This window comes from Bacteroides thetaiotaomicron VPI-5482 (assembly GCF_000011065.1).
GTDB classification, from domain to species: domain Bacteria; phylum Bacteroidota; class Bacteroidia; order Bacteroidales; family Bacteroidaceae; genus Bacteroides; species Bacteroides thetaiotaomicron.
On the sequence record NC_004663.1, the window covers coordinates 5,138,965 to 5,163,679 of the forward strand.

General features: G+C 43.3%; 12 protein-coding genes. 11 read left to right on the forward strand and 1 reads right to left on the reverse strand.

Features of this window, described 5'->3' with window-relative positions; all coding sequences use genetic code 11:
- Positions 1 to 2: 2 nt before the first annotated feature.
- The 11 genes from BT_RS19955 (at position 3) to BT_RS20005 (ending at position 23,788) form a co-directional block, all read left to right on the forward strand.
- Positions 3 to 1,358, forward strand: a complete 1,356-nt coding sequence (locus BT_RS19955) for a hypothetical protein (RefSeq protein ID WP_224200590.1) — start codon at positions 3 to 5, stop codon at positions 1,356 to 1,358.
- Between the two features lie 78 nt (positions 1,359 to 1,436).
- A complete protein-coding gene (locus BT_RS19960) occupies positions 1,437 to 2,828 on the forward strand; it encodes an alpha-L-fucosidase (RefSeq protein ID WP_008764196.1) in 1,392 nt (463 codons plus the stop codon).
- A gap of 304 nt (positions 2,829 to 3,132) precedes the next feature.
- Positions 3,133 to 7,080, forward strand: a complete 3,948-nt coding sequence (locus BT_RS19965) for a helix-turn-helix domain-containing protein (protein WP_011109039.1) — start codon at positions 3,133 to 3,135, stop codon at positions 7,078 to 7,080.
- A gap of 631 nt (positions 7,081 to 7,711) precedes the next feature.
- Positions 7,712 to 10,864 (forward strand): SusC/RagA family TonB-linked outer membrane protein, encoded by a 3,153-nt coding sequence (locus tag BT_RS19970; protein ID WP_008764197.1) that lies wholly within the window; start codon positions 7,712 to 7,714, stop codon positions 10,862 to 10,864.
- Positions 10,865 to 10,888: 24 nt separating this feature from the next.
- Complete coding sequence (locus tag BT_RS19975; RefSeq protein ID WP_011109040.1) at positions 10,889 to 12,853, forward strand: RagB/SusD family nutrient uptake outer membrane protein; 1,965 nt, start codon at positions 10,889 to 10,891, stop codon at positions 12,851 to 12,853.
- Between the two features lie 57 nt (positions 12,854 to 12,910).
- Positions 12,911 to 14,437: a C2 family cysteine protease gene (locus BT_RS19980; protein WP_011109041.1), complete on the forward strand. Its 1,527-nt coding sequence runs from the start codon at positions 12,911 to 12,913 to the stop codon at positions 14,435 to 14,437.
- A 25-nt stretch (positions 14,438 to 14,462) separates the two neighbouring features.
- Entirely contained in the window at positions 14,463 to 15,698 is a 1,236-nt protein-coding gene (locus tag BT_RS19985) for a DUF4302 domain-containing protein (RefSeq protein ID WP_008764200.1), read from the forward strand.
- Between the two features lie 281 nt (positions 15,699 to 15,979).
- A complete protein-coding gene (locus BT_RS19990; RefSeq protein WP_008760881.1) occupies positions 15,980 to 18,265 on the forward strand; it encodes a GH92 family glycosyl hydrolase in 2,286 nt (761 codons plus the stop codon).
- Positions 18,266 to 18,271: 6 nt separating this feature from the next.
- The gene (locus BT_RS19995) at positions 18,272 to 20,611 is read left to right on the forward strand and encodes a GH92 family glycosyl hydrolase (protein ID WP_008764202.1); all 2,340 of its coding nucleotides are present in this window, start codon (positions 18,272 to 18,274) and stop codon (positions 20,609 to 20,611) included.
- Positions 20,612 to 20,640: 29 nt separating this feature from the next.
- Complete coding sequence (locus tag BT_RS20000; protein WP_008764203.1) at positions 20,641 to 21,435, forward strand: basic secretory family protein; 795 nt, start codon at positions 20,641 to 20,643, stop codon at positions 21,433 to 21,435.
- Between the two features lie 13 nt (positions 21,436 to 21,448).
- Positions 21,449 to 23,788, forward strand: a complete 2,340-nt coding sequence (locus BT_RS20005) for a GH92 family glycosyl hydrolase (protein ID WP_061474357.1) — start codon at positions 21,449 to 21,451, stop codon at positions 23,786 to 23,788.
- Positions 23,789 to 23,915: 127 nt separating this feature from the next.
- On the opposite strand, the gene BT_RS20010 is transcribed toward BT_RS20005, so the two are convergent.
- Positions 23,916 to 24,707 carry a LytR/AlgR family response regulator transcription factor gene (locus tag BT_RS20010; protein ID WP_011109043.1) on the reverse strand — a complete coding sequence of 264 codons (792 nt, stop codon included), beginning with the start codon at positions 24,705 to 24,707 and terminating at the stop codon, positions 23,916 to 23,918.
- Positions 24,708 to 24,715: the final 8 nt, after the last annotated feature.

Genomic DNA, 24,715 nt, shown 5'->3' on the forward strand with positions numbered 1-24,715 from the left:
CTATGATGAAGAAAGTATTATTTGCATTAGCTGTGCTGTGCACGAGCTTTTGGAGTTGCAATACCTTGGATTTGAATGACGTGGGCTACGGAGATGGTGACCGTCTGAAGGCTTCCTCCGTTAAAGAAATATTGTATGGCACAGCTGATGGCTGTTGGAAAGCTGACTATCAGGGGCACGAGTTTTACTTCCAGTTTCATGAAGACGGAACAGTGACACTGGATTCGGACTTTCTGGAGATGGCGGTAGAAGGAAAAACATCATTCTCTGCCAAAGGCAAGGAAGTGGCACTGGATATTGAGAATTGCGATGTCCATCTGCAAAACCTGGGTAGTGAATTTGCAGATACCAAGTTTGTCGTATCAGAGATTCCGGCAGAAGGAGAGGCGCCACAACTGAACTTATACGGTGAATCTACCGGCAATACCATTGAACTGCAGCCGACTACACAGGCATACATCGATGGTAAAGTTGCTTCAAAAGCGGACTTTACCGAACTCTTTGAGAAAAACTTATTGGATAATCAGTCCATCTGTGACGCTTCCGGCAATTTTATCGGTTATTATGGCTTGGTACTGAATGGTGTCAATGATCTTTCTGTCAAGGTAATAACGATTGAAAACAAGGATGGAAGCGATGCGAACGGCCATACGCAATATTATGAATCTAAACTGACGAAAGAAGGGCAAATCTTCAAACTGGACACGCCGGTAGAACAGATTAAATCGGTGAACGGAGCCACTTATGCCTTCAAAGCCATTGATTGCACCGGTGATGCGGTGGCGGTAGACGGTATGTCAAATGTAACCCTGACCTCCAACAAGGGAGCGGTCAATGACTTCGACTATGTGACTTCCGGAGGAAAATTCACACTCGGAAAAGCGCAGGATCATGGTGCCGCTTGCGATGAAATATGGGCGGGAACAGGCGGACAGGCTACAAGCTCCGGTGGAACAATCGCCGATATAAATGCCATGAGCTATGATTTCGGATGGAGTGGAAGCGCGAAGCAAAGACCGCTCGTTATCTGGACATGGTGGTTTGCAAACCTCGCTTTCCCGAGCAGTGAAGAAGGAGCAAGCATCCTGATGAATAATTCCGATAAAGACCGTGTCTTGTTTAAGAACATATCCGGCAGCGGACAGACTTGCGGCGGCGGTACTCTTAACGCGACTGAAGTAGCTGAGATAAATGCCTACTGTAAAGACCTGATAGATACCTGGTTCAATGAGAAAGGGCTTTTTGTTGTTCGTCACGACCGTCAGAGTGCAGGAGATAAATTCTACATCTATCTTTTGTGTCCCGATACGGAAGCCACTTCGAAAGGTGGAATGTGGATGAAGTATCAGAGAGACTGAGAATGAATGTGAATAAGATAGTATAAGCTAATGATGCTAACGTACTTAACTAATTAATAATTAATAAATGAATAGATGATGAAAAGACTGTTTTTACTGATGATCCTGGGTGTAACTTCGGTGTTATGCCTGAATGCTCAAACTAAGTCGTTGCACCAGCTGCAACAGGAATTCGTTGATTTACGCTGTGGTATGTTCATTCATTTCAACATGCCGACCTTCTTTAATGAGGACTGGCCGGACCCGGATGCTGCTCCCGAGCTTTTCAACCCTGTCAGGATGGACTGCAAACAATGGGCAAAAGCGGCAAAATCAGCCAACATGACCTACGGATGTCTGACAACGAAACATCATAGCGGTTTCTGTATATGGGATACTAAAACGACCGATTATAGTGTAATGAGCAGCCCGTTCAAACGTGACGTGGTAAAAGAATATGCCGACGCATTCCGTGCCGAAGGGATGAAAGTGATGCTCTATTATTCGATCCTCGATACGCATGCCCGGCTGCGTCCCAAGTGTATAACTCCGCAGCATATCGAAATGATCAAGGAGCAACTTCGCGAACTGTTGACCAACTATGGTGAAATAACAGCTTTGATCATTGACGGTTGGGATGCCCCGTGGTCACGTATCTCTTACGATGACGTACCTTTTGAAGATATTTATCGTCTGGTCAAATCAATCCAGCCCAACTGTCTGGTGATGGATTTGAATGCAGCGAAATATCCTGCCGAGGCTTTGTTTTACACGGACATCAAGTCTTACGAACAAGGAGCCGGACAGCATATCTCGAAAGATACCAACCGTCTGCCTGCCTTGTCTTGCCTGCCGTTACAGCAGAACTGGTTCTGGAAAGAAAGTTTCCCGACTACCCCTGTGAAGTCTCCGGCACAAATGGTCAATGATAATATCATCCCGATGGGCAAATCCTACTGTAACTTTATCCTGAACGTAGCTCCCAACAGAGACGGCTTGATGGATGCCAACGCCTTGAAAGCTCTGAAGGAAATAGGTAAACTGTGGAAGAACGACGGTCGTGTAGCAACGGTTCCCGAAGCGGATGCTCCTATTATATCTTCCAACATTGCCAAATATCAGCCTGCCGAAGGTACATGGAGCAGTGACTATGCTATCATGGACTTTGCCAATGACGATGATTTCGGGACCTGCTGGAATTCTAATCCTGAAGTGAAAGTGCCCTGGTATTCGGTTACTTTTGAGCGCGAGAAATCTTTCAATATGGTGGTTATTACGGATCGTAACAATGACCGTTTGCAGGAATACCGTCTGGAATACCGTGCGGGTGGTACATGGAAACCCCTTTACGAAGGTAAGGCTCCTACCGGTCTGCGTGTGAAAATCCACCGTTTCGATACGGTTTGGGGAGATGCGGTACGAATGACTGTCTTAAACTCTAATGGTACTACCTCCATTGCAGAGTTCGGGGTATATTGTGAGAGAAGATGATGAATTTATCTTAGAGTTAAATCATTGATTTTATATAGAATCACCATCAGGTAAAGTCGTGTTTTTTGATGGTGATTCTATTTCATCCAACTCTTTATCGTACGTCCGTACTTCCCTTTTTGTGGGAATTGCGTGTAGAATAATATTTGGATTTAGGCCAAACATTTGTATCAGCTTTCTAATGGTCTATCCGATGGCTTTTGTTACTTTTCTTACTTATTAATGTCTCATTTATATTATATTTAGTATATTTGTTCCCGCTTTATCTAATAAGACATGAACAATAACACTTGCTATTAATATAATGAGAAGATGTCTGATATTATGCCTTTTTACATTTATTGGTTCGTTGGTCTGTTGGGCTGATGCGGGTAAAGATGCTTATCTTTTTCGGAAAGTCGATTATCAACAAGGGCTTTCTAATAGTGCTGTGCTTTGCCTCTATCAGGATAAAGCAGGGCTGATGTGGTTTGGCACTTATGATGGCGTGAATTGTTATGATGGGAAAGGTATCGAGGTCTTTCGTTCTGATTTCTCAATGAAAAAGACGTTGAGTAACAATGTCATTCATTCTATTCAGCAGGCAGATAGCAGTTGTTTGTGGATTACTACACATTTGGGAGTTAATCGTTTTTCGCAAGATTCGCGTCAGGTAGTGGGATATTATGATTTTACAGGTGATTATTATCTGCATTCCAATCCGAAAGGAGATACTTGGGTAGTAAGCGATGAAGGAATCTTTTATTATAATACTTATCATAAAAAGTTTGTCCATCTCAAAAATATAGAGACTCCTGTCGAGAATATGGATCAGCGTGCTTTTGTCACGGATGATGGTGTCTTATGGACTTTTCCACGGAATACAGGTAGTCTGATTCAATGTTCATTAGATGGCTTTGACCGGGATACATTGTCTGTCCATCCTACTGTTTCATCTTCTGATTTTCATGCAAAACCTATCGATAATGTATTTTATCAGAATGGCATTCTCTGTTTTGTGGATGCAGAGCGGGAACTTTATGTATATGATATTTCCAGAAGGTCTAAAATCTATATTCGTAACCTTTCTTCGTTGGTGCAACGATATGGGAAAGTTGTGGGAATTGTTCCTTTTTATGAAGACATTATAATTGCTTTTCAAACCAATGGTTTAGTACGTTTGCGCACCTCGAAAAAATATGAAGAAGAAGTGGTGGACCGTAATGTACGTATATATGATATTTTCCGCGATCCTCATCAGAATATTCTTTGGGTAGCTTCTGATGGGCAGGGAGCTGTCATGTACGCTAAGAAGTACTCGATAGCCACTAATCTGATGCTTAGCAAACTATCATCCAATCTAAGTCGGCAGGTACGTTCTGTCATGACAGACAAATATGGCGGATTATGGTTTGGTACGAAAGGAGATGGACTTTTGCATGTACATGATTATGAAGGTGGTATGGATGCTTCTGCTACTACAGTTTACTCTCCAGTAGGCAGGCAGGATGCCTCATCTTATACCCGTTGGAATAGAGAGTTTCAAGCATACTCATTAAAACAAAGCCGTTATATGGATGGCTTTTGGGTAGGATCGGGTAATCCCGGACTGTTTTATTATTCTTTTGCAGATAAAGCCTTGCATTGTGTTGAGGATAAGTCTGCAGATCCTGTTATCGAAATACATGATATCTATGAAGAGAATGACAGCGTACTCTATGCGGTTACGGCTGGGGTCGGATTTCGTAAATTGATATTGGAGAGGAAACAAGGGGAGATTCACCTCAAATCGCAAAAGCGTTATCATTTCTTTTATGAACAAAAAGAGATAACCATGTTTTATCCTATGTTAGCTGAAGGAGATTCCATTCTTTGGTTGGGAAGCCGGGAAAAAGGGTTAATTCGATTTGATAAACAGACAGAAGAATATAAAGTCATTTCTTTGAAAGAAATATTGCATAAATCTGTTGATGATGTACTTAGCCTGCATCGTGCTAAAGATGGTAGGATGTATGTAGGAACAACATCGGGACTAGTGTGTTTGACCTTTAATAAGGAACAAATCAGTGCCTCCTATATCGGTAGAGAACAAGGGTTGCTTAATGATATGATTCATGGCATATTGGAGGATGCAAATGGTTTTTTATGGCTTGGCACTAATCGTGGACTTATTAAATATAATCCCAAAAACACTTCTTCGCATGCTTATTATTATGCCGCCGGTGTGCAGGTGGGCGAGTTTAGTGATGATGCCTATTATCAATGTCCTTATACCGGACGTCTTTTCTTTGGAGGCATTGACGGTTTGCTTTATCTGGATAAGGAAGTGGCGACAGCTCCGGAATTCTATCCGAACATATTATTGCGTAAGCTAATGATTGGACGTAAGGAGGTTAATCTGGGGGATTATTATACCGATGGTGGCAAAGCGTTAAGTTTTAAAGGAGCGAAGGCTTCTTTTTCCCTTTCTTTTGTTGTTCCAGACTTTCTTACTGGAGGTGATGTGGAGTACTCCTATATGCTGGACGGATTTGATAAAGACTGGACCTCGTTTAGTAGTATAAATGAAGCATCGTATCTAGAAATACCTTCGGGTAGCTATGTTTTAAAGGTCCGTTATAAGAAAGATGTATTTAATACGGAATATAAGGTATTTTCTATCCCTTTGTACATTCTTCCGCCTTGGTATCTTTCTACGGTAGCCTATGTCATTTACTTGCTGTTTTTCATATTAATAGCCGGTTATCTGATTCATTTATTAAGAAAATATTTTCTCCAGAAGCGTATGATGCAGCGGCTGTTGACAGCAGAAAGCAATGAAGCTCTACCGGAGTCCGCCAGTCTTAATCGTGAGTTACTGAATCGTTTTACGTCCATTTATCGCTCTTGTGATCAGTTGCGTGCGGAAAATCTCCCTTATGAACAGCGTCTCAGAATTATGGAGCAGGTACACGAGACGGTTATTGCAACTCTTTTCCGTTCGGGAACTTTGGCTGTAGAGGAACTTAAGTCATTTTTCCCTACGGAATATGCGATTACTGGTTGTATGTGCATGAAAGAGCTCTCTATAGAAGTCTTGCATGTGTTGGAAGGACAGGGCGTTGATATATCTTCTGTAAAACTTGCTATACCAGAACACTTTGTTTATCCTGTTTATAAGAATGCTTTACGCTGTATGCTCTATTGGTGTTACCTTTATATTGGCGGAGTAAAACATAAGTCGGATATTGTAGTGGATGTGAAGGAAGAGGAAGGACGGATGTTGTTGCAGTTCTCTGCTGTAGATGATACTCTGAAGGAATTATATAAGCAACTTTCCGGTTCGGAAGAAGAGGGAAGAAGAGATAGTAAGGAAACAGAAGAGGCGATAACTACCCGCCAATTACTGTTTTCTGTGCAAGCGGCTTTGAGACAGCTAAATGTTACGCTTCACTATGCCGACAGAGAAAAGGATCATTTATTGACGTTAGCCTTTGAACCGGCTATCATCAAGGAGACTGAAGAGCATGGGAAGAAAACGGTTCTTCTGCTGGAGGATAGGGATGAAATGGTATGGCTGATAAGTGATCTCTTAGCAGATGAATTTGTTGTTTGTCCGGTGAAAAGTGTACAACTTGCATTTGAAGAAATACGTAGATCGGCTCCTGCTTTGTTACTAGTTGATATGTTGATGTATGCAAAAGCAGAGAGTGACTTCCTGGAATATGTGAATAAGAATCGTACTCAACTTTCGAAAACGGCATTTATTCCAATGTTAAGTTGGAAAGTAAGTTCGTCCATTCAGCGCGAATTGATTATGTGGGCTGATTCATATATTGTACTTCCTTATGATATTATATTTTTGAAAGAAGCCGTCAATAAAGCTATTTACGGTACTCGGGAGGCAAAGCAGATTTATATGGAAGAGCTTGGTGACTGGGCCGGACGCATTGTTTGTACTACAGAAGAACAGGCGGACTTTATCCGGAAACTGTTGCAAGTGATAGAACAAAATCTTGACCAGGAAGAATTGGGATCAACCTTAATTGCCGACCGTATGGCGATGAGTCCGCGTCAATTCTATCGCAAGTTTAAAGAAATATCCAATGCGGCTCCCAGTGACTTGATAAAGAGTTATCGGATGGAGAAGGCTGCACGATTGTTGCAGAATGAAGAACTTTCTATTCAGGATGTTATCGCTGAAGTTGGTATTTCCAGCCGTTCCTATTTTTATAAAGAGTTTACCCGCCGATTCGGAATGACGCCGAAAGATTATCGGGAGCAACTCCGATAATGCTATCCCCACTATCTTATTCTTTACTAATTGAGTTTTATGGATGTATTACCCGAATCCTTAGATCAGTAATTCCGGATAATTAAGTCTTTCGAGGTCCTTATTTATTCGTTCCACTATAGTTGGGCGCAAGAGGAACTATAGTGCTTCTTGCGTCCAACTATAGTGGAACGAAAGGGAAACTACAGTAGAACGAATGAATTTGGACTGATAAGAAATTAGTTTTTCAAAGTCTTTCGGTTAATGATTCGGGATTCCTTCATTCCTTCTGTTCTTTGGTCGTTTGGGGTGACAGATATATTTGAATTCATGTCTGTATAGATTTTATTTATTACTGCTTACGAATAAACTTTTTAATAAAAGTGGCGAAAAGGCGGCTATTATAACTTGATACAATGTGCGCAAACTTGTGCTCTGTTTGTACGTGAATGAATGCTATGTGTTGATATATAGATGTTTATAATGTGCTTTATTTCTCCTTTCTGTTCTATAAATGAGCATTTTCATTTTGACATAATTTTGTCACTTCTGCGGAATATTCTTAATATTAAAAGTTTTTAATTTGCTTCCGCTTATAAGAATTATATAGGCGATTGATAACCTTAGTATTAATTAAAAAAAACAAAGTAACATGAATTTGTTTGAAATGGAAAAACATCACACAAAGACATTGTGGCTATTGGCATTACTGCTAACATTTAGTACAGTAGTGTGGGCACAAGGTACTCCTGTAACAGGGCGTGTGTCTGATGAAAAAGGCGAATTGCTCATTGGAGTGAGCGTTCAGGAAAAAGGTACTACGAATGGTACCATAACAGACACCAATGGTCAGTATAATCTGAAACTGACGAGTAACAATCCCATTCTTATCGTATCCTATATAGGATATAAATCACAAGAGGTAAAAGTAGGCAAACAGAAAGTGCTGGACGTAATTCTTGCAGAAGATGTATCGTCACTGGACGAAGTGGTAGTTGTGGCTTACGGACATCAACGTAAAGTATCGGTAGTAGGTGCGCAGTCATCTATGAAAATAGAAGATATAAAGATGCCGACAGCTAATTTATCTTCTGCTATTGCTGGACGTTTGCCGGGTGTAGTAGCTGTGCAACGTTCAGGAGAACCGGGGCATGATGATTCCGATCTTTGGATCCGTGGTATTTCTACACTGGCGGGTCAGAACTCTAAACCACTGGTATTGGTGGATGGTGTGGAACGTAGTTTCAATAATATCGACCCTGAAGATATTGAGTCGTTTACGGTGCTGAAAGATGCTTCTGCCACAGCTGTATATGGAGTACGCGGTGCTAATGGTGTAATTCTGATTAAAACCAAACCGGGTAAGGTGGGCAAGCCGCAATTCTCAGTAGACTACTATGAAGGTTTTGTGACATTGACAAAGAAACCTGAAATGGCGGATGCCTTTACGTATATGGATGCTGCCAATGAAGCGTATATGGATACTAGAGGCAGTATGTTATATTCTCCTCAATATATTGAGGCTACGAAGAAAGCCCATGGATTACTACCGAATGATAATCCACTGATGTTCAATCCTTATTTGTATCCGAACGTTGATTGGATGAACGAATTATTCAATGACTGGGGACATAATCGTCGTGTAAATGTAAGTGTGCGTGGTGGGGTACCTAATGCCACTTACTACGTTTCATTGAGTTATTATAATGAAAAAGGTCTGACACGTACCGCTGAAATGGAGAACTATGATGCTAACATCCGTTACGACCGCTACAATTATACCGCTAATTTGAACTTGAAGCCAACAGAAACGACTACTATTGATTTGGGCTTCAATGGTTTCCTTTCTATGGGTAACTATCCGCAGCAATCTACCAGTGACTTGTTTGCGTCAGCTATGGAGATTAATCCGGTCTATTTGCCGTTAATGATGCCTGATGGTTCTGTACCAGGTATCTCTACCAATGGTGACCTCCGTAACCCGTATGCCGATTTGACTCGTCGTGGTTACAAAAATGAAGCAAGAAATCAGTTGAACTCCAACATTCGTTTGACGCAAGACCTTGGTTTCTGGAAGTGGAGTAAAGGGCTTACCGCCTCTGCCATGTTGGCTTTCGACGTGCATAACAGTCGTGACCTGAAGTATAACAAGCGTGAAGATACTTACAATTTTGCCGGAACTAAAGACGAAAACGGATTGTGGAATGATGATGTATTTGATGCAGATGGCAATTATCGGTATGCACTGACCTATACAGGACATAAAGATCTTGCATTTGACCAGGGCGCTTCCGACTCTAGAAGTACTTACTTTGAAGCTTCTTTAAATTACGACCGTTCGTTCGGTTTGCATCGGATAGGTGGTCTTTTGCTTTATAACCAAAAGATTTACCGTTCGAGTTCTGATAATCTGATCGGTTCTTTGCCCTATAAGCAACAAGGCTTGGCCGCCCGTGCTACTTACTCATGGAACGACCGTTATTTTTTCGAGGCAAACCTTGGGTATAATGGTTCCGAGAACTTCAGTCCAGAAAAACGTTTCGGTTTCTTCCCTGCATTTGGTCTTGGCTGGGCTATCTCTAATGAGGCTTGGTGGGAATCTTTGCAAGAAACTGTTTCTTACTTTAAAGTGCGTTATACAGATGGCTTAGTTGGTACGGATGCTGTAACAGGACGGCGTTTTATGTACCTAGACCAGATGGCGAGCGTAGATGGTTATCGTTTTGGCGACCAGAATAACGGTGTTGGTGGTTGGGGGTTCAGCAAGTACGGAGCCAATGTCGGTTGGTCTACTTCCCGCAAGCAAGACTTAGGTGTTGACTTAAAATTTTTCAAAGACAATCTTTCGCTGACATTAGATATCTTTAAAGAACATCGTAAAGACATCTTTATTACCCGACGCGTTATTCCTGATTATTCCGGGTTCGTAGAAATGCCTTATGCTAATTTGGGAGTGGTAGACAATAAGGGTTTTGAAGCTACATTGGAATATACACAGCAACTCGGTAAGAAATGTTTCCTGACTGTCCGTGGTAACTTCTCATGGAATGAAGATAAAATTATAGAGAACGATGATCCCCGGGTACAGTATCCGTGGATGGAAAAAAGAGGAACGAACGTGAACGGACGTTGGGGATGGATCGCCGAAGGGTTATTCACTAGTGAAGAAGAGATCATGGACCATGCCAAGCAGTTTGGTGAAGGGCATCCGGGACAGATTTCGAAAGTGGGTGATATCAAATATAAGGATTTAAATGGTGACGGAGTAATTGACGATTATGATAAATGTCTGATAGGTCAGGGTGACGTACCTAAGATTTATTATGGTTTCGGTGCAGATTTACAATTAGGTGATTTCTCTGTCGGTGCGCTCTTTGCCGGAAATGCCAAGGCAGACCGTTGTTTGGGAGGAAATGCCATGTATCCTTTTAATGATGGTTCAGGTATTACGAACTTGTTTGCAAACATTACTGACAGATGGTCTGCTGACAATCCGACTAATCAGGATGTATTCTATCCTCGTTTGCATCATGGAAACAATGCGAATCAAAATAATATGAAAACCAGCACATGGTGGCAGAAAGATGTCAGTTTCCTGCGTCTGAAACAGTTGACTATTGCTTACCAACTCCCGAAGAAGTTGATTAATCAAACATTCCTGAAGAGTGCGCGTATTTATGTGATGGGCACCAACCTATTGACATTCTCTAAGTTCAAATTATGGGATCCGGAGTTGAATACCAATAATGGTACTGCTTATCCTAATGTACGTACTTATTCAGTAGGTGTGAATGTAAGTTTTTAATAATAATCAGTTAGCAAGAAGGATATGAAAAATATATTTAAAATAGGAACTTTGGCGCTGTGTTTGGTGGTCGGACTTAGTTCGTGCAATGATTTCTTCGATGCAATCCCCGGTGAACAATATGACTTGGAGGATACGTTTACTAATCGCTCGAAGACAGAACAGTTTTTGAATAATGTGTATAATTATGTGCCCGATGAAACATTAGAACGTTCTGCAAGGAATACGATGTCGGGGATCTGGACAACCGGTTCGTTGGAATGCAAGCTTTCATGGGACGGAAATAATGGTAGCGAATGGGCTTCCGGAGCCACCTATGCAGGTTCCTCATGGATAAACTTTTGGTACATCGAGTATTATAAAGGAATTTCTCGTGCCAGTACATTTATCATGAATGTAGACCGTTGTTTGGAAGCCTCGGCCGCACAACGCAAACAGTGGAAAGCGCAAGCCAGAGCTTTGCGTGCTTTCTATTACTTCATGATTTTCCGTTCCTACGGCCCATTTGTGATTTTGGGGGAAGAACCAATTCCATTGGATATTTCTACTGCTGAACTGCTGAAAGAACGTAATACGGTAGATGAATGTGTGGCTTTTATGGCGAAGGAATTTGATGATGCGGCAAATGAGCTTCCTGATAGATATGACGGATCCAATTTGGGACGTATAGACAGAGCTGCATGTAAAGCTTTCAAAGCGAAAATGTTGTTGTATGCGGCAAGTCCGCTATTCAATTGTAATCCCGATTATGCCGCCATCGTTAATCCGGAAAGTGGCAAGCAACTCTTTCCGCAAGATAAATCGCAGGAAAAAGCGAAATGGGAGGCTGCACGTGATGCTTACAAAGAATTCTTTGATGAATACGGTAACACTTTCTCTTTATATACGGAGAAGACAGCCGATGGAAAGATTGATTTCTATGAATCTTATAGAAAAGTGACATCGGGAGTTTTGTACGGTACAGAGAATAAAGAACAGATTTTCATTCGCTTGGCAGACCATGATTACCGGGCTTACGAAACCACGCCTTATCACAAGGGGTACGATGATAATAATGGTGCTTTGAGAGGTGGTCTGGGATTTGGTGTACCTCAGGAAATGGTGGACTTGTACTTTATGAAAGACGGTCGCCGGATTGTTGACGATACGAACTATAAGGAATATGAGGGGGTACCTTCTAATGAATATTTGGGATGGTCGAGTGACTATACTGACGAAGTAGTTCCTTCCAGAACCTACTTCAAGAGCAATTCGAATCAAACATTGAAACAATGGGCTAATCGCGAACCGCGTTTTTATACGAACATTACATTCCATGGTTCTACTTGGTTGAAGACAGATACTCCGCGTGGAGAAATAACCACAGAACTGACTTATAACGGTAATTCCGGTTATGCTAATGCCAATTGGGATGCCCCTTACACGGGTTATGGTATGCGTAAAATGGCTTCAAAAGAAGGACGTAGCGGGGCTAACAGGCATTGTGCAACTTTGCTTCGTTTGGCAGACATGTACTTGGGGTATGCTGAAACGTTGAGCGCTTGTGACCAACGTAATGAAGCGATTAAGTATGTAAATAAGATACGCGCCCGTGCCGGTATTCCTGGATATGGTGCGGTAGGTACTAAGGACGATAATGGATTTGCATGCATTCCTTATGAAGATACACGTGACGGAGTGGACAAACGTATTCATCGTGAACGTTTGGTTGAGCTGATGTTCGAATGGAATCATTTCTTTGATGTACGTCGTTGGAAAGTAGCCGATATGGCTGTAGGCGATGATTGGATTTATCCTAAATATCATAGAGGTGGAGAAGGCGGACCTATTCATGGTATGGCTTTCCGTTCGGATGCTCCTGCATTTTTTGAGAAGGTAGTAGTAGAAACACGTACATTTTTGCCTAAACATTACCTCTTCCCGATTCCTGACGAAGATGTACGTCGTAATCCGAAGATGGTACAAAATCTGGGATGGACAACGGAGTAATATACTCCGGATGTCCGATCTGCGAATGAATGAAAGAAATTAATGAAAAGAAAAACAATGAAGATACCTCAAATAAGATGTAGCGATGTGAATGCAGTGAAGAGAATCATTTTTCTTTTGGTGCTGCTAATTCCCTTTTGTCTGGCAGGATGTTCGTCCGACGATGATGAAGGAGATAATGGAGGAGAAGGTCCGAACGAAGATGCTCCGGTTTCTTATGTACTTGGTTCGGGTAACACGAATATGCCCTCCAGTGGTACAATTATAGCGCAATATGCTGATGCTCCTGTCGGTTCGGAAATCAGACGTTTGGTAGACGATAATGCTGACACGAAGTATGTTACTTATCATAGTAGTTTCAACATCACTTGGAATGGAAATAGTAGTAAGGCTGTCACTGCCTATTCGTTGACCTCGGCTGCCGATACTCCCGAAATGGACCCGAAAGATTGGACACTCTATGGTTCTAATGATAATACTACGTGGACAGAACTGGATGCGCAGACAAACCAACTTTTTGCAGCGAGAAAAGAAGAGAAAAGCTATGAAGTGGATAATGCAACTTCCTATCGTTACTACAGACTTTCTGTTGAAGCGAACAATGGTGGTGCTGCCACGCAGATAGCTGAATGGAAACTGGTGGCCATGCGTTCATATACGGAGAATATCAACGACTTGATTGCTAGTAAAGGTTCCAGTACGTTTAGTGCGATAACTCCGATGGGCAGACAGCATGAGAATGACAGAGAAGCTACGGCAGCAGACTTGAAATGGCTTGCCGATCCTGCTGAAGAACCTGAACCATTTGGAGATGGTGGGACGAAGATGGCTTGGAATACATTCAATGTTGTATCCATTTATCCAAATGGAAATCCTGTGATGTCTGATGTAAATCAGCGTTGGGTAGGTGACTGCTGTGCTTGTGCGGTGATTGCTTCGATGGCATACCTCTATCCCCGTTTCGTAAAACACATTATCAAGGATAATATGGACAAAACATACACAGTTACTATGTATGACCCGAAAGGAAAACAAATATCAGTTGGTGTAGGTGGCGACTATTTTATCGGTAATAGTGGCGATTTAGGTGCCTTAGGCGGCAGAAATAAAGAAGTCACTTGGGCTACGATTCTCGAAAAGGCTATGATTAAGTGGAATCAGATCTATCAAGGTAGTTCTAATGTCGGTGGTATTGGTACTGAATATGTTTCTGCTATCTTTACCGGCGACGGGGAAAGTGTAGGTTTCGGTGCAAATGCATTGATTGCCGAAGACTTACAACGCGCGGTGGAAGTGTCGCTCAAACAGGGTAGACTGGTGATCGGTGGTTTTACAAGAAGCGGTGAACAGGTAGATCAAAATTGGCAGACGACCAGTGGGCATGCGTTTACGTTTATCTTGCCGGATGATAATACTCATCTTTTCAAGATGCGGAATCCTTGGGGAGGTACTACTGACGGTGTGATGAAAGTGAAGGATGACGGACGGATTCCGCCGATGATTGACTTACGTATTTGTGCGCCGGGAGCAGCCAAGAATTATGGAGTGGGACCGGACTTGGGAGGATATATACCTAATTTCTAATTTCAAATCTTAAAAGAAAAACATCATGAAGAAACTTATTTATATAATGTTGTCGTTGTGTTGCCTGGTTTTTTATAGTTGTGGCATGACGGAACCTTGGAAAGACTGGGAACATGAAGGTGACATGAGTGCAGACCGCTTGCGTCCTTCAGAGGTAAAAGAACTACTGTGTGCGGCAGACGGATGGAAAATGATTTATCAAGGAGTAACGTTCTACTTTCAGTTTGATGAAGAAGGAAATGTAGCATCGGATTCAGACGAAACGTTGTTGAAGAATGAGGTTGGAACAGATTATTCTCTGGATTTCCAGGGGGAAAAAGCGGTGTTGCTTACCTTGCTGAATGGAGGAATGCTACAATATTTGAACGAAAACTCGGAGACGACATTTGTCATTACGGGGTATTCTGATTCACAAATTACAGCTGTAGGACAGACGCATGGCAAAGAAATGATCTTGACTCCGGTCTCAACTGCAGCTTTGCAACAAGCTAAGGAGAGAAAACGATTGGCCATTATTGCTTATAATAAAGCACAAGCCATGGATTTGCTTAAGGGAGAGTTGAATAATGGTGTATTTCGTAGGTCATCCTCTTCTTTCCTTGCACACTATTTGATTATTTGCGACGAGAGCAATAATTGGAAAGTGAAGATTTCTGCAATAGATAACGGTGTGGTAAAACACACAGAGTATCCGATGATAATTGATACAACGAATGATGAAAATGCAGTGTTGACTTTGGGTAGCAATGTGACGGTAGATGGAATAAGTTTAAATAAACTCTATTACAACTATTTGAATGGTGAAATTGAAACTGACAATGCTAATGTTGTATGTGATACTCGGAAAGCCTCTGATATTGCAGCATGGTATGCAAATGGTTGGAAGACCCATATAGTAGATCAGGATGAGATTCATGCAGACTTTAAGGGAATCTTCCACTCTGGTGTGGAGTTTGATGATCGTAATCCGAGGAATTTGATTGCTTGTCCGTGGAGTGGTATGGGATCTTATATTGGCTTTGCGGTTACTATGACAGCAGATAATGCTACTGGTCGTATATTCATCAGCTTGGGCGAACCATATGATTTATTCGGATGGAATAATAATCCGGCTGATTATAACCGTGTACAGCAGGATTACAGTAAATTCCTCTCTTTCTGTGTTTCGGAAGACGGCTTCTATTGGAGTTATGATGACAACGACAGTATGGTGTATGTGCTAAGTGCTACAGGCGAGCGTTGGTTTAGAATGAAGAAGTAACCAGTCTTTGAAAAAAGCAAGAAAGTAAACAGAACATAATCTCGATTACTTTCTTGCTTTTGTTTTTGTTTGTACTCTATTTGTATTTTCTTATGGGCAATTATTTGATTATTAGTAATTTAATTTGTGCTCTGTTTGACTCCTAGTTCTCTACTCTGACATTCTCGCCCGGACGTGCTTTTTGTCACGTCAGAGTATAGTTATTAATTTTCTATTGCGTTAATTTGTAACGTGAATAATAACACTCGCTAATCTAATATTAATAGTTTAACTCTTATATCATGAATAAACAGAAACTGCTGTCTATCACAATGACTCTATTGTTGGGAGTCTCCTCTATCTTTGCGCAAAAGCAGCCGGTGGATTACGTGAATCCCCTGATGGGAACCGACTCCAAGATTTCGCTCTCCAACGGAAACACCTATCCTGCCATTGCACTGCCTTGGGGGATGAACTTTTGGATGCCGCAGACCGGAAAGATGGGGGACGGTTGGGCTTACACGTATGCTTCTGACAAAATCAGAGGTTTCAAGCAGACCCACCAGCCCAGTCCCTGGATCAATGACTACGGACAGTTCTCCATTATGCCGATGACCAAACAGCTGAAGATTGATCAGGATAGCCGTGCTTCCTGGTTTTCGCATAAGGCAGAGAAAGCAACTCCTTATTATTACAGTGTTTATCTGTCAGAGTATAACATGACAACGGAGATTGCCCCGACGGAGCGTTGTGCGTATTTCCGTTTTACTTTCCCCGAAGCGTCCGATGCTTATGTGGTAGTAGATGCTTTCGACCGTGGTTCGTATGTGAAGGTGATTCCCGAAGAAAATAAGATTGTAGGTTATACGACACGTAACAGTGGCGGTGTTCCGCAGAATTTCAGGAACTACTTTGTGATAGAGTTCGACAAGCCTTTTACATTTAATAAAGTATGGGCGGACTACCATCTGGTAGAGACGCATCTTGAACTGCAATCCAATCACGTAGGTGCTGCCATCGGTTTTTCGACAAAGAAAGGAGAACAGGTGCATGCCAAAGTGGCTTCCTCATTCATCAGCCCCGAACAGGCGGAACTGAATCTGAAAGAAATCGGAAACAAGACATTCGAACAGACCAAGGAAGCCGGACGTAAAGCTTGGAATGACGTACTGGGACGTATCAAAGTCGAAGACGATGATGAGAACCGGATGCGTACCTTCTATTCTTGTCTGTATCGTTCGGTATTATTCCCCCGTATGTTCCACGAAGTGAATGCGAAGGGTGAAACGGTACATTACAGCCCTTATAACGGTGAAATCCGTCCGGGATATATGTTTACCGATACCGGTTTCTGGGATACGTTCCGTTGCCTGTTCCCGTTTGTCAATTTGATATATCCTTCAATGGGAGAGAAGATGCAGGAAGGACTGTTGAATACATATCTTGAAAGCGGATTCTTCCCCGAATGGGCGAGTCCGGGACATCGTGGCTGTATGGTCGGAAACAATTCGGCTTCCGTAGTGGCAGATGCTTTTATGAAGAATGTGACCAAAGCGGATGCGGAGAAAATGTATGAAGGTTTGCTCAAAGGAGCCAACAGTGTACATCCGAGAGTTTCTACAACAGGGCGCCGTGGATACGAATATTATAATAAACTGGGTTATGTGCCTTACGATGTAAAGATTAACGAGAATGCGGCGCGTACATTAGAGTATGCATACGATGACTGGTGCATCTACCGAATGGGTGAAAAGCTAGGGCGTCCGGCAGAAGAACTGGAACTCTATAAGAGCAGAAGCCAGAACTACCGCAACCTGTTCGACCCTGAAACAAAACTGATGCGTGGCAAGAACGCCGATGGCACCTTCCAGACTCCTTTTAATCCGTTCAAGTGGGGGGATGCCTTTACCGAAGGAAACAGCTGGCACTATACGTGGTCTGTATTTCATGATGTACAGGGACTGGCCGATTTGATGGGCGGCAGAAAGATGTTTGTCAGTATGCTCGATTCTGTGTTCAACCTTCCACCGATATTTGATGATAGCTACTACGGAGGTGTGATTCATGAAATCCGTGAAATGGAAATTGCCAATATGGGTAACTATGCGCACGGCAACCAGCCTATCCAGCACATGATTTACTTGTATAACTATGCAGGCGAGCCCTGGAAAGCACAGTACTGGCTGCGTGAAGTGATGAACCGCCTCTACTTTGCCACTCCCGACGGTTATTGTGGTGATGAGGATAACGGACAGACTTCTGCCTGGTATGTGTTTACCGCTTTAGGCTTCTATCCGGTATGTCCGGGCAGCAATGAATATGTGATGGGTGCTCCTTATTTCAAGAAAGCGACGATCACACTGGAGAACGGCAAGAAACTGGAAATCTCCGCTCCTAAAAATAGTGATGCCAATCGTTACATCCGTTCGCTGAACTATAACGGTAAGAACTATACAAAGAATTATCTGAATCATTTCGACTTGCTGAAAGGCGGACGTCTGGTATTTGATATGGATAATAAACCGAATAAAGGAAGAGGTATTAACGAATCCGACTTCCCCTATTCCTTCTCTCGTGATAACAAGTAAGCAGGTATGAATAAGATGAAAAAGAAAGTATTGATGATGACTATGGCGGCGGTAACCTTGTCCGCCGTAGCTCAGCAACCGGTAGATTACGTTAATCCGATTATCGGAACCAATGGTATGGGGCATACTTTTCCCGGTGCTTGCACCCCTTTCGGATGGGTACAGCTGAGTCCGGACACAGACACAATTCCACATAATGTGAATGGAGCTTATCAGAAGAATGCGTATGAATATTGTGCCGGTTACCAGTATCGGGATAAAACCATCGTAGGTTTCAGTCACACCCACCTCAGCGGCACGGGACATTCCGACCTGGGAGATATATTGCTGATGCCTGCTGTCGGCGATGTAAAATTGAATCCCGGACGGGCGGACCATCCGGAAGAGGGTTACCGTTCGCGCTTCGATCATGCCACAGAGAAAGCGACACCCGGATACTACGAAGTGATGCTGGACGACTATGGCATTAAAGCGCAACTGACAGCTACTCAACGGACGGGTGTACATAAATATACCTTCCCGAAAGGAAAAGACGGTCATCTGATCCTGGACCTGGTGCATGGTATCTATAATTATGACGGCAAAGTATTGTGGGCAAACCTGCGGGTGGAAAACGATACATTGCTGACAGGATACCGCATCACCAACGGATGGGCACGTACGAATTATACCTATTTTGCCATTTCCTTGTCACAGCCGATCAAGGATTACGGATATAAGGATAAGGAAAAGGTATTGTACAATGGCTTTTGGCGTCGTTTCAAGCTGGAGAAGAATTTCCCGGAAATCACTGGTCGAAAGATCGTGGCTTACTTTAACTTCGAAACGGCCAAAGATCCCGAACTGGTTGTAAAGGTAGCCTTGTCGGCAGTCAGCACGGAAGGCGCTGTAAAGAACCTGCGTGCCGAGGCTTCCGGAAAGAGCTTCGAACAGTTGGCGGAAGCTGCACGGACAGACTGGAACAATGAACTGGATCATTTCGAAATAGAAGGTACACCGGATCAGAAGGCGATGTTCTACACTTCGCTTTATCATACCATGATTAATCCGTCCGTGTATATGGACGTAGACGGTTCCTATCGTGGTCTGGATCATAACATACATCAGGCGAAAGGATTCACTAACTATACTATATTCTCACTTTGGGATACATATCGCGCGGAACATCCGTTCCTTAACCTGGTGAAACCGGAACGCAATGCGGATATGGTGGAATCAATGATCAAACATGAACAGCAGAGCGTGCATGGCATGTTGCCGATATGGAGCCTGATGGGAAATGAGAACTGGTGTATGAGCGGTTATCATGCTGTGTCTGTGCTGGCGGATGCAATAACCAAAGGAGTTTTTTCAAATGTGGATGAGGCATTATCGGCGATGGTTAGCACATCTACGGTACCTTACTATGAAGGTGTAGCCGATTATATGAAGCTGGGATATATCCCGCTGGACAAGAGTGGTACGGCAGCTTCCTCTACGTTGGAATATGCATACGACGACTGGACTATTTATCAGACAGCCTTGAAAGCCGGTAATAAAGAGATAGCGGATACTTACCGCAAACGTGCTCTCAACTATCGTAACATCTATGATACAAGCATCGGTTTTGCCCGTCCCCGCTACAGTGACGGCACATTCAAAAAAGAGTTCGATGTGTTGCAAACTTACGGCGAAGGCTTTATCGAAGGTAATTCATGGAACTTCTCCTTTCATGTACCGCATGATGTGTTTGGTATGATCGACCTGATGGGAGGAGAAAAGACATTCGTACAGAAACTGGACGAACTCTTCTCCATGCATCTGCCGGAGAAGTACTATGAACATAATGAGGATATTACGGAAGAATGCCTGGTAGGTGGATACGTACATGGCAATGAACCGAGCCATCATGTACCTTATTTGTACGCATGGACCTCCCAACCGTGGAAAACACAGTACTGGCTGCGTGAAATCCTGAACAAGATGTATAAGAATGACATCAACGGACTGGGTGGAAATGATGATTGCGGACAGATGTCGGCATGGTATCTTTTCTCTGTGATGGGCTTCTATCCGGTTTGTCCGGGTACAGACCAGTATGTCCTTGGTGCTCCCTATCTGCCCTATCTGAAGCTGACACTTCCCAACGGAAAGACACTGGAAATCAAAGCGCCGGGCGTCAGCGACAAGAAGCGTTATGTACAGTCACTGAAACTGAACGGTGAGTCTTATGATAAAATGTACATCACACACGAGGATATCCTGAAAGGAGGCGTATTGGAATTTAAAATGTCGGCATCGCCCAACAAACGTCGTGGAGTATCGGTGCAGGACAAACCTTATTCATTAACTAATGGAATCAATTAACAGCATCAATAAATAATCAAGAAAAGAATATGAAAAAGAGACATTTGGTATATGCAATTGCCCTGATTGTGGGCATGGGAGCTTGTGCGGCAAGTGCGAAGAAGCAAGCCGAAGCAAAACCGGACGTATGGAAAAGCTACAATGTAGGAACTGTCTTGTTCGAAGATAAAGCTTCGGAAACAAAAGGTTCGGACATTTATCACCGGATCATTCCGGATGCGGAGTCTTATATCAAAGAGCAGGCACGCACTGTATTGGCTACTCTTTATAACTCACCGGAAGACAGCATAACTCCGGTGAACAAGATACATTATACACTGGAAGACATCGAAGGAATTTCTGCCAAAGGCGGTGGTAATGGAGACGTTACTATCTTCTACAGCACACGGCATATCGAGAAATCATTTGCGGAAAACGATACGGCAAAGCTGTTCTTCGAAACGCGTGGGGTACTGTTGCACGAACTGACACACGCCTATCAGCTGGAACCGCAAGGCATCGGCTCTTACGGAACCAATCGTGTATTCTGGGCATTTATTGAAGGAATGGCAGATGCCGTACGTGTAGCCAACGGCGGATTCGACGGACCGAATGCCCGTCCGAAAGGAGGAAACTACATGGACGGTTATCGGACAGCAGGTTATTTCTTCGTCTGGTTGCGCGACAATAAAGATCCTGAATTCCTGCGTAAGTTTAACCGTAGCACACTGGAGGTGATTCCCTGGTCGTTTGACGGAGCTATCAAGCATATCTTGGGAACGGAATATAGCATAGATGAACTATGGCATGAATATCAGGTTGCCGTAGGTGATATACAGGTGTAATATACGATTGGATATGGTTAATAAAGTTGGTAGAAAAAGGTTGTTTTTGGTTTGGTCGTGTCTGGTGAGTATCTTGCCGGGCATGGCTCAAACTGAAAAGCTGACGGACTACGTGAACCCGTTTGTCGGTACGGATGGTTATGGAAATGTTTATCCCGGTGCACAGATTCCTTTCGGGGGAATCCAGATAAGCCCCGATACGGACAGCCGCTTCTATGATGCAGCTTCCGGATACAAATACAATCATCTGACATTGATGGGATTCAGTTTGACGCACTTGAGCGGAACAGGTATTCCGGACTTGGGCGACTTTCTGTTTATCCCCGGAACGGGAGAAATGAAACTGGAACCCGGTACTCATGAAGATCCCGATCAAGGCTATCGTTCGCGTTATTCACATGATAAGGAGTGGGCGTCCCCCAATTATTATGCTGTGGAACTGGCAGACTATGGAGTCAAAGCCGAAATGACTTCCGGTGTGCGTAGCGGTATGTTCCGTTTTACTTATCCGGAGTCGGACAATGCGTTCATCATGATTGATATGAACCATACGCTCTGGCAATCCTGCGAATGGTCGAATCTGCGAATGATAAACGATTCGACTATCACCGGATACAAACTGGTGAAAGGGTGGGGGCCGGAACGTCATGTGTACTTCACGGCTACTTTCTCGAAGAAGTTGACCGGACTGCGCTTTGTACAAGACAAAAAGCCGGTTATTTATAACACTTCCCGATTCCGCAGTTCTTACGAAGCCTGGGGAAAGAATCTGATGGCTTGTATCTCCTTTGATACAAAGGCAGGAGAAGAAGTGACGGTGAAAACAGCCATCTCTGCAGTCAGCACAGACGGTGCCCGGAATAATATGAAGGAACTCGACGGATTAACTTTCAACGAGTTAAGGGCGAAAGGGGAAGCCCTTTGGGAAAAGGAACTTGGAAAATATACGTTGACTGCTGACCGAAAGACAAAGGAAACGTTTTATACTTCCGCCTATCATGCCGCTCTGCATCCGTTTATCTTTCAGGATTCGGACGGGCAGTTCCGCGGACTAGACAAGAACATAGAAAAAGCGGAAGGATTCACGAACTATACGGTGTTCTCCCTTTGGGATACCTATCGGGCTTTGCATCCCTGGTTTAACTTGGTTCAGCAGGAGGTGAATGCGGACATTGCAAATTCTATGTTGGCTCATTACGACAAGAGTGTGGAGAAGATGCTTCCTATCTGGTCTTTCTACGGCAACGAAACCTGGTGTATGATTGGTTATCACGCCGTATCCGTATTGGCGGATATGATCGTGAAAGAAGTGAAAGGCTTTGATTACGAGCGTGCATACGAAGCGATGAAAACCACAGCGATGAATTCGAACTACGATTGCCTTCCGGAATATCGTGAAATGGGCTATGTACCATTCGATAAGGAAGCGGAGTCAGTGTCAAAGACACTGGAATATGCTTATGATGATTATTGCATCGCACAGGCAGCCAAGAAATTAGGCAAAGAAGACGATTATCATTATTTCCTCAACCGTGCTTTGTCTTATCAGACCTTGATTGACCCCGAAACGAAATATATGCGCGGACGCGACAGCAAAGGTGACTGGCGCACTCCGTTTACTCCGGTTGCCTATCAGGGTCCGGGATCGGTACATGGCTGGGGTGATATAACGGAAGGATTCACGATGCAATATACCTGGTATGTTCCACAAGATGTGCAGGGATATATCAACGAGGCCGGCAAGGAACTGTTCCGCAAACGCCTGGATGAGCTTTTTACGGTAGAACTGCCGGATGATATCCCCGGAGCACATGATATACAGGGACGTATCGGAGCCTATTGGCATGGAAATGAGCCTTGTCATCATGTCGCTTACCTCTACAACTACCTGAAAGAACCGTGGAAATGTCAGAAGTGGATACGTACCATCGTCGACCGTTTCTACGGAAATACACCGGATGCATTGAGTGGTAACGATGATTGCGGACAGATGTCTGCGTGGTATATGTTCAACTGCATCGGTTTCTATCCGGTGGCTCCGTCCAGCAATATTTATAATATCGGTTCGCCATGCGCAGAGGCTATTACGGTCCGGATGAGTAATGGAAAAAACATTGAAATGACAGCGGACAACTGGTCGCCGAAGAACCTGTACGTGAAGGAGCTTTATGTCAACGGTAAAAAGTACGATAAGTCCTACCTGACGTATGATGATATCCGTGATGGAGTGAAACTTCGTTTTGTGATGAGCGGCAAGCCGAATTACAAACGGGCGGTGTCCGATGAGGCTGTACCTCCTTCGATTTCTTTACCGGAGAAGACGATGAAGTATAAATCATCAATTGGGTTTTAATAAGGTTAGGTATTAAGATAAAAATGGAAAGGATGAGGCTGGGCTTCATCCTTTTTTTAGAACTGATATCCGATACTTATAAAGAACGAATGCATATAAGCGGGATTTCAATATAGTCCCGCTTGTTTTACTTTTTGCTCGAAAACCATTCCTTAAATTCCGCTACCCGTGCTTTGCTTACCAATATCTTCTCTGTCATTCTGGAGTGACGCAGATTAATGGACAACCGGCTGTTGAACCATAAATCAATATCCTTTATCGCCTCCCTTGAAATCAGAAACTGCCGGTTGACTCTGAAGAAGAGACTAGGATTTAAACAATCGACCAATTCATCCAGCGTAAGAGAAAAATTGTATTCCATCCCGTCCGTTAAGACAGCTTTTACCTGACAATCTTTGATGTAGAACAGTTGAATCATGTCGATTGAGACAGGAAGCAGCTTATCGCCTTTCATCGGTATGAGGAAATGTGTCTTGTAGTTCTCCTGCTTTTTCAGCGAGTGAATGAGATGAAGCAGTTCCTCTTCCTTATTTTCCCGCTTGCTTCCGTTTTCGGGGATGGCATCCTGCAAGTTGTCCAATTTCTCAAACGCATGTTCGATGTCCTCCTTGCCGATAGGTTTCAGCAGATAGTCGATACTGTTCACTTTGAAGGCACGCAGGGCATATTCGTCGTAAGCCGTGGTGAAGATAATGGGGCAGGTGATGCTGATATGATCGAATATTTCGAAGGCAGAACCGTCTGCCAGATGAATATCCATAAAAACGAGTTCCGGCATCGGGTGGATGCCGAACCATTCGATGGTGGAATTGATGCTGTCCAGTATGGCAATGATTTCAGCTTCCGGTTTCACTTCGTTGAGCAGTGAAGTCAGATTGCGTACGGCTGCCTTTTCATCTTCAATAATAACTGTTTTCATGGTTCATT

Excerpts from the sequence above, each read along its gene's own strand:
- BT_RS20010 (WP_011109043.1), bottom strand. The coding sequence starts at position 24,707 with ATGAAAACAGTTATTATTGAAGATGAAAAGGCAGCCGTACGCAATCTG.
- BT_RS20000 (WP_008764203.1), top strand. The coding sequence starts at position 20,641 with ATGAAAAAGAGACATTTGGTATATGCAATTGCCCTGATTGTGGGCATG.
- BT_RS19990 (WP_008760881.1), top strand. The coding sequence starts at position 15,980 with ATGAATAAACAGAAACTGCTGTCTATCACAATGACTCTATTGTTGGGA.
- BT_RS19955 (WP_224200590.1), top strand. The coding sequence starts at position 3 with ATGATGAAGAAAGTATTATTTGCATTAGCTGTGCTGTGCACGAGCTTT.
- BT_RS20005 (WP_061474357.1), top strand. The coding sequence starts at position 21,449 with ATGGTTAATAAAGTTGGTAGAAAAAGGTTGTTTTTGGTTTGGTCGTGT.
- BT_RS19980 (WP_011109041.1), top strand. The coding sequence starts at position 12,911 with ATGAAGATACCTCAAATAAGATGTAGCGATGTGAATGCAGTGAAGAGA.
- BT_RS19970 (WP_008764197.1), top strand. The coding sequence starts at position 7,712 with ATGAATTTGTTTGAAATGGAAAAACATCACACAAAGACATTGTGGCTA.
- BT_RS19995 (WP_008764202.1), top strand. The coding sequence starts at position 18,272 with ATGAATAAGATGAAAAAGAAAGTATTGATGATGACTATGGCGGCGGTA.
- BT_RS19975 (WP_011109040.1), top strand. The coding sequence starts at position 10,889 with ATGAAAAATATATTTAAAATAGGAACTTTGGCGCTGTGTTTGGTGGTC.
- BT_RS19965 (WP_011109039.1), top strand. The coding sequence starts at position 3,133 with ATGAGAAGATGTCTGATATTATGCCTTTTTACATTTATTGGTTCGTTG.
- BT_RS19960 (WP_008764196.1), top strand. The coding sequence starts at position 1,437 with ATGAAAAGACTGTTTTTACTGATGATCCTGGGTGTAACTTCGGTGTTA.
- BT_RS19985 (WP_008764200.1), top strand. The coding sequence starts at position 14,463 with ATGAAGAAACTTATTTATATAATGTTGTCGTTGTGTTGCCTGGTTTTT.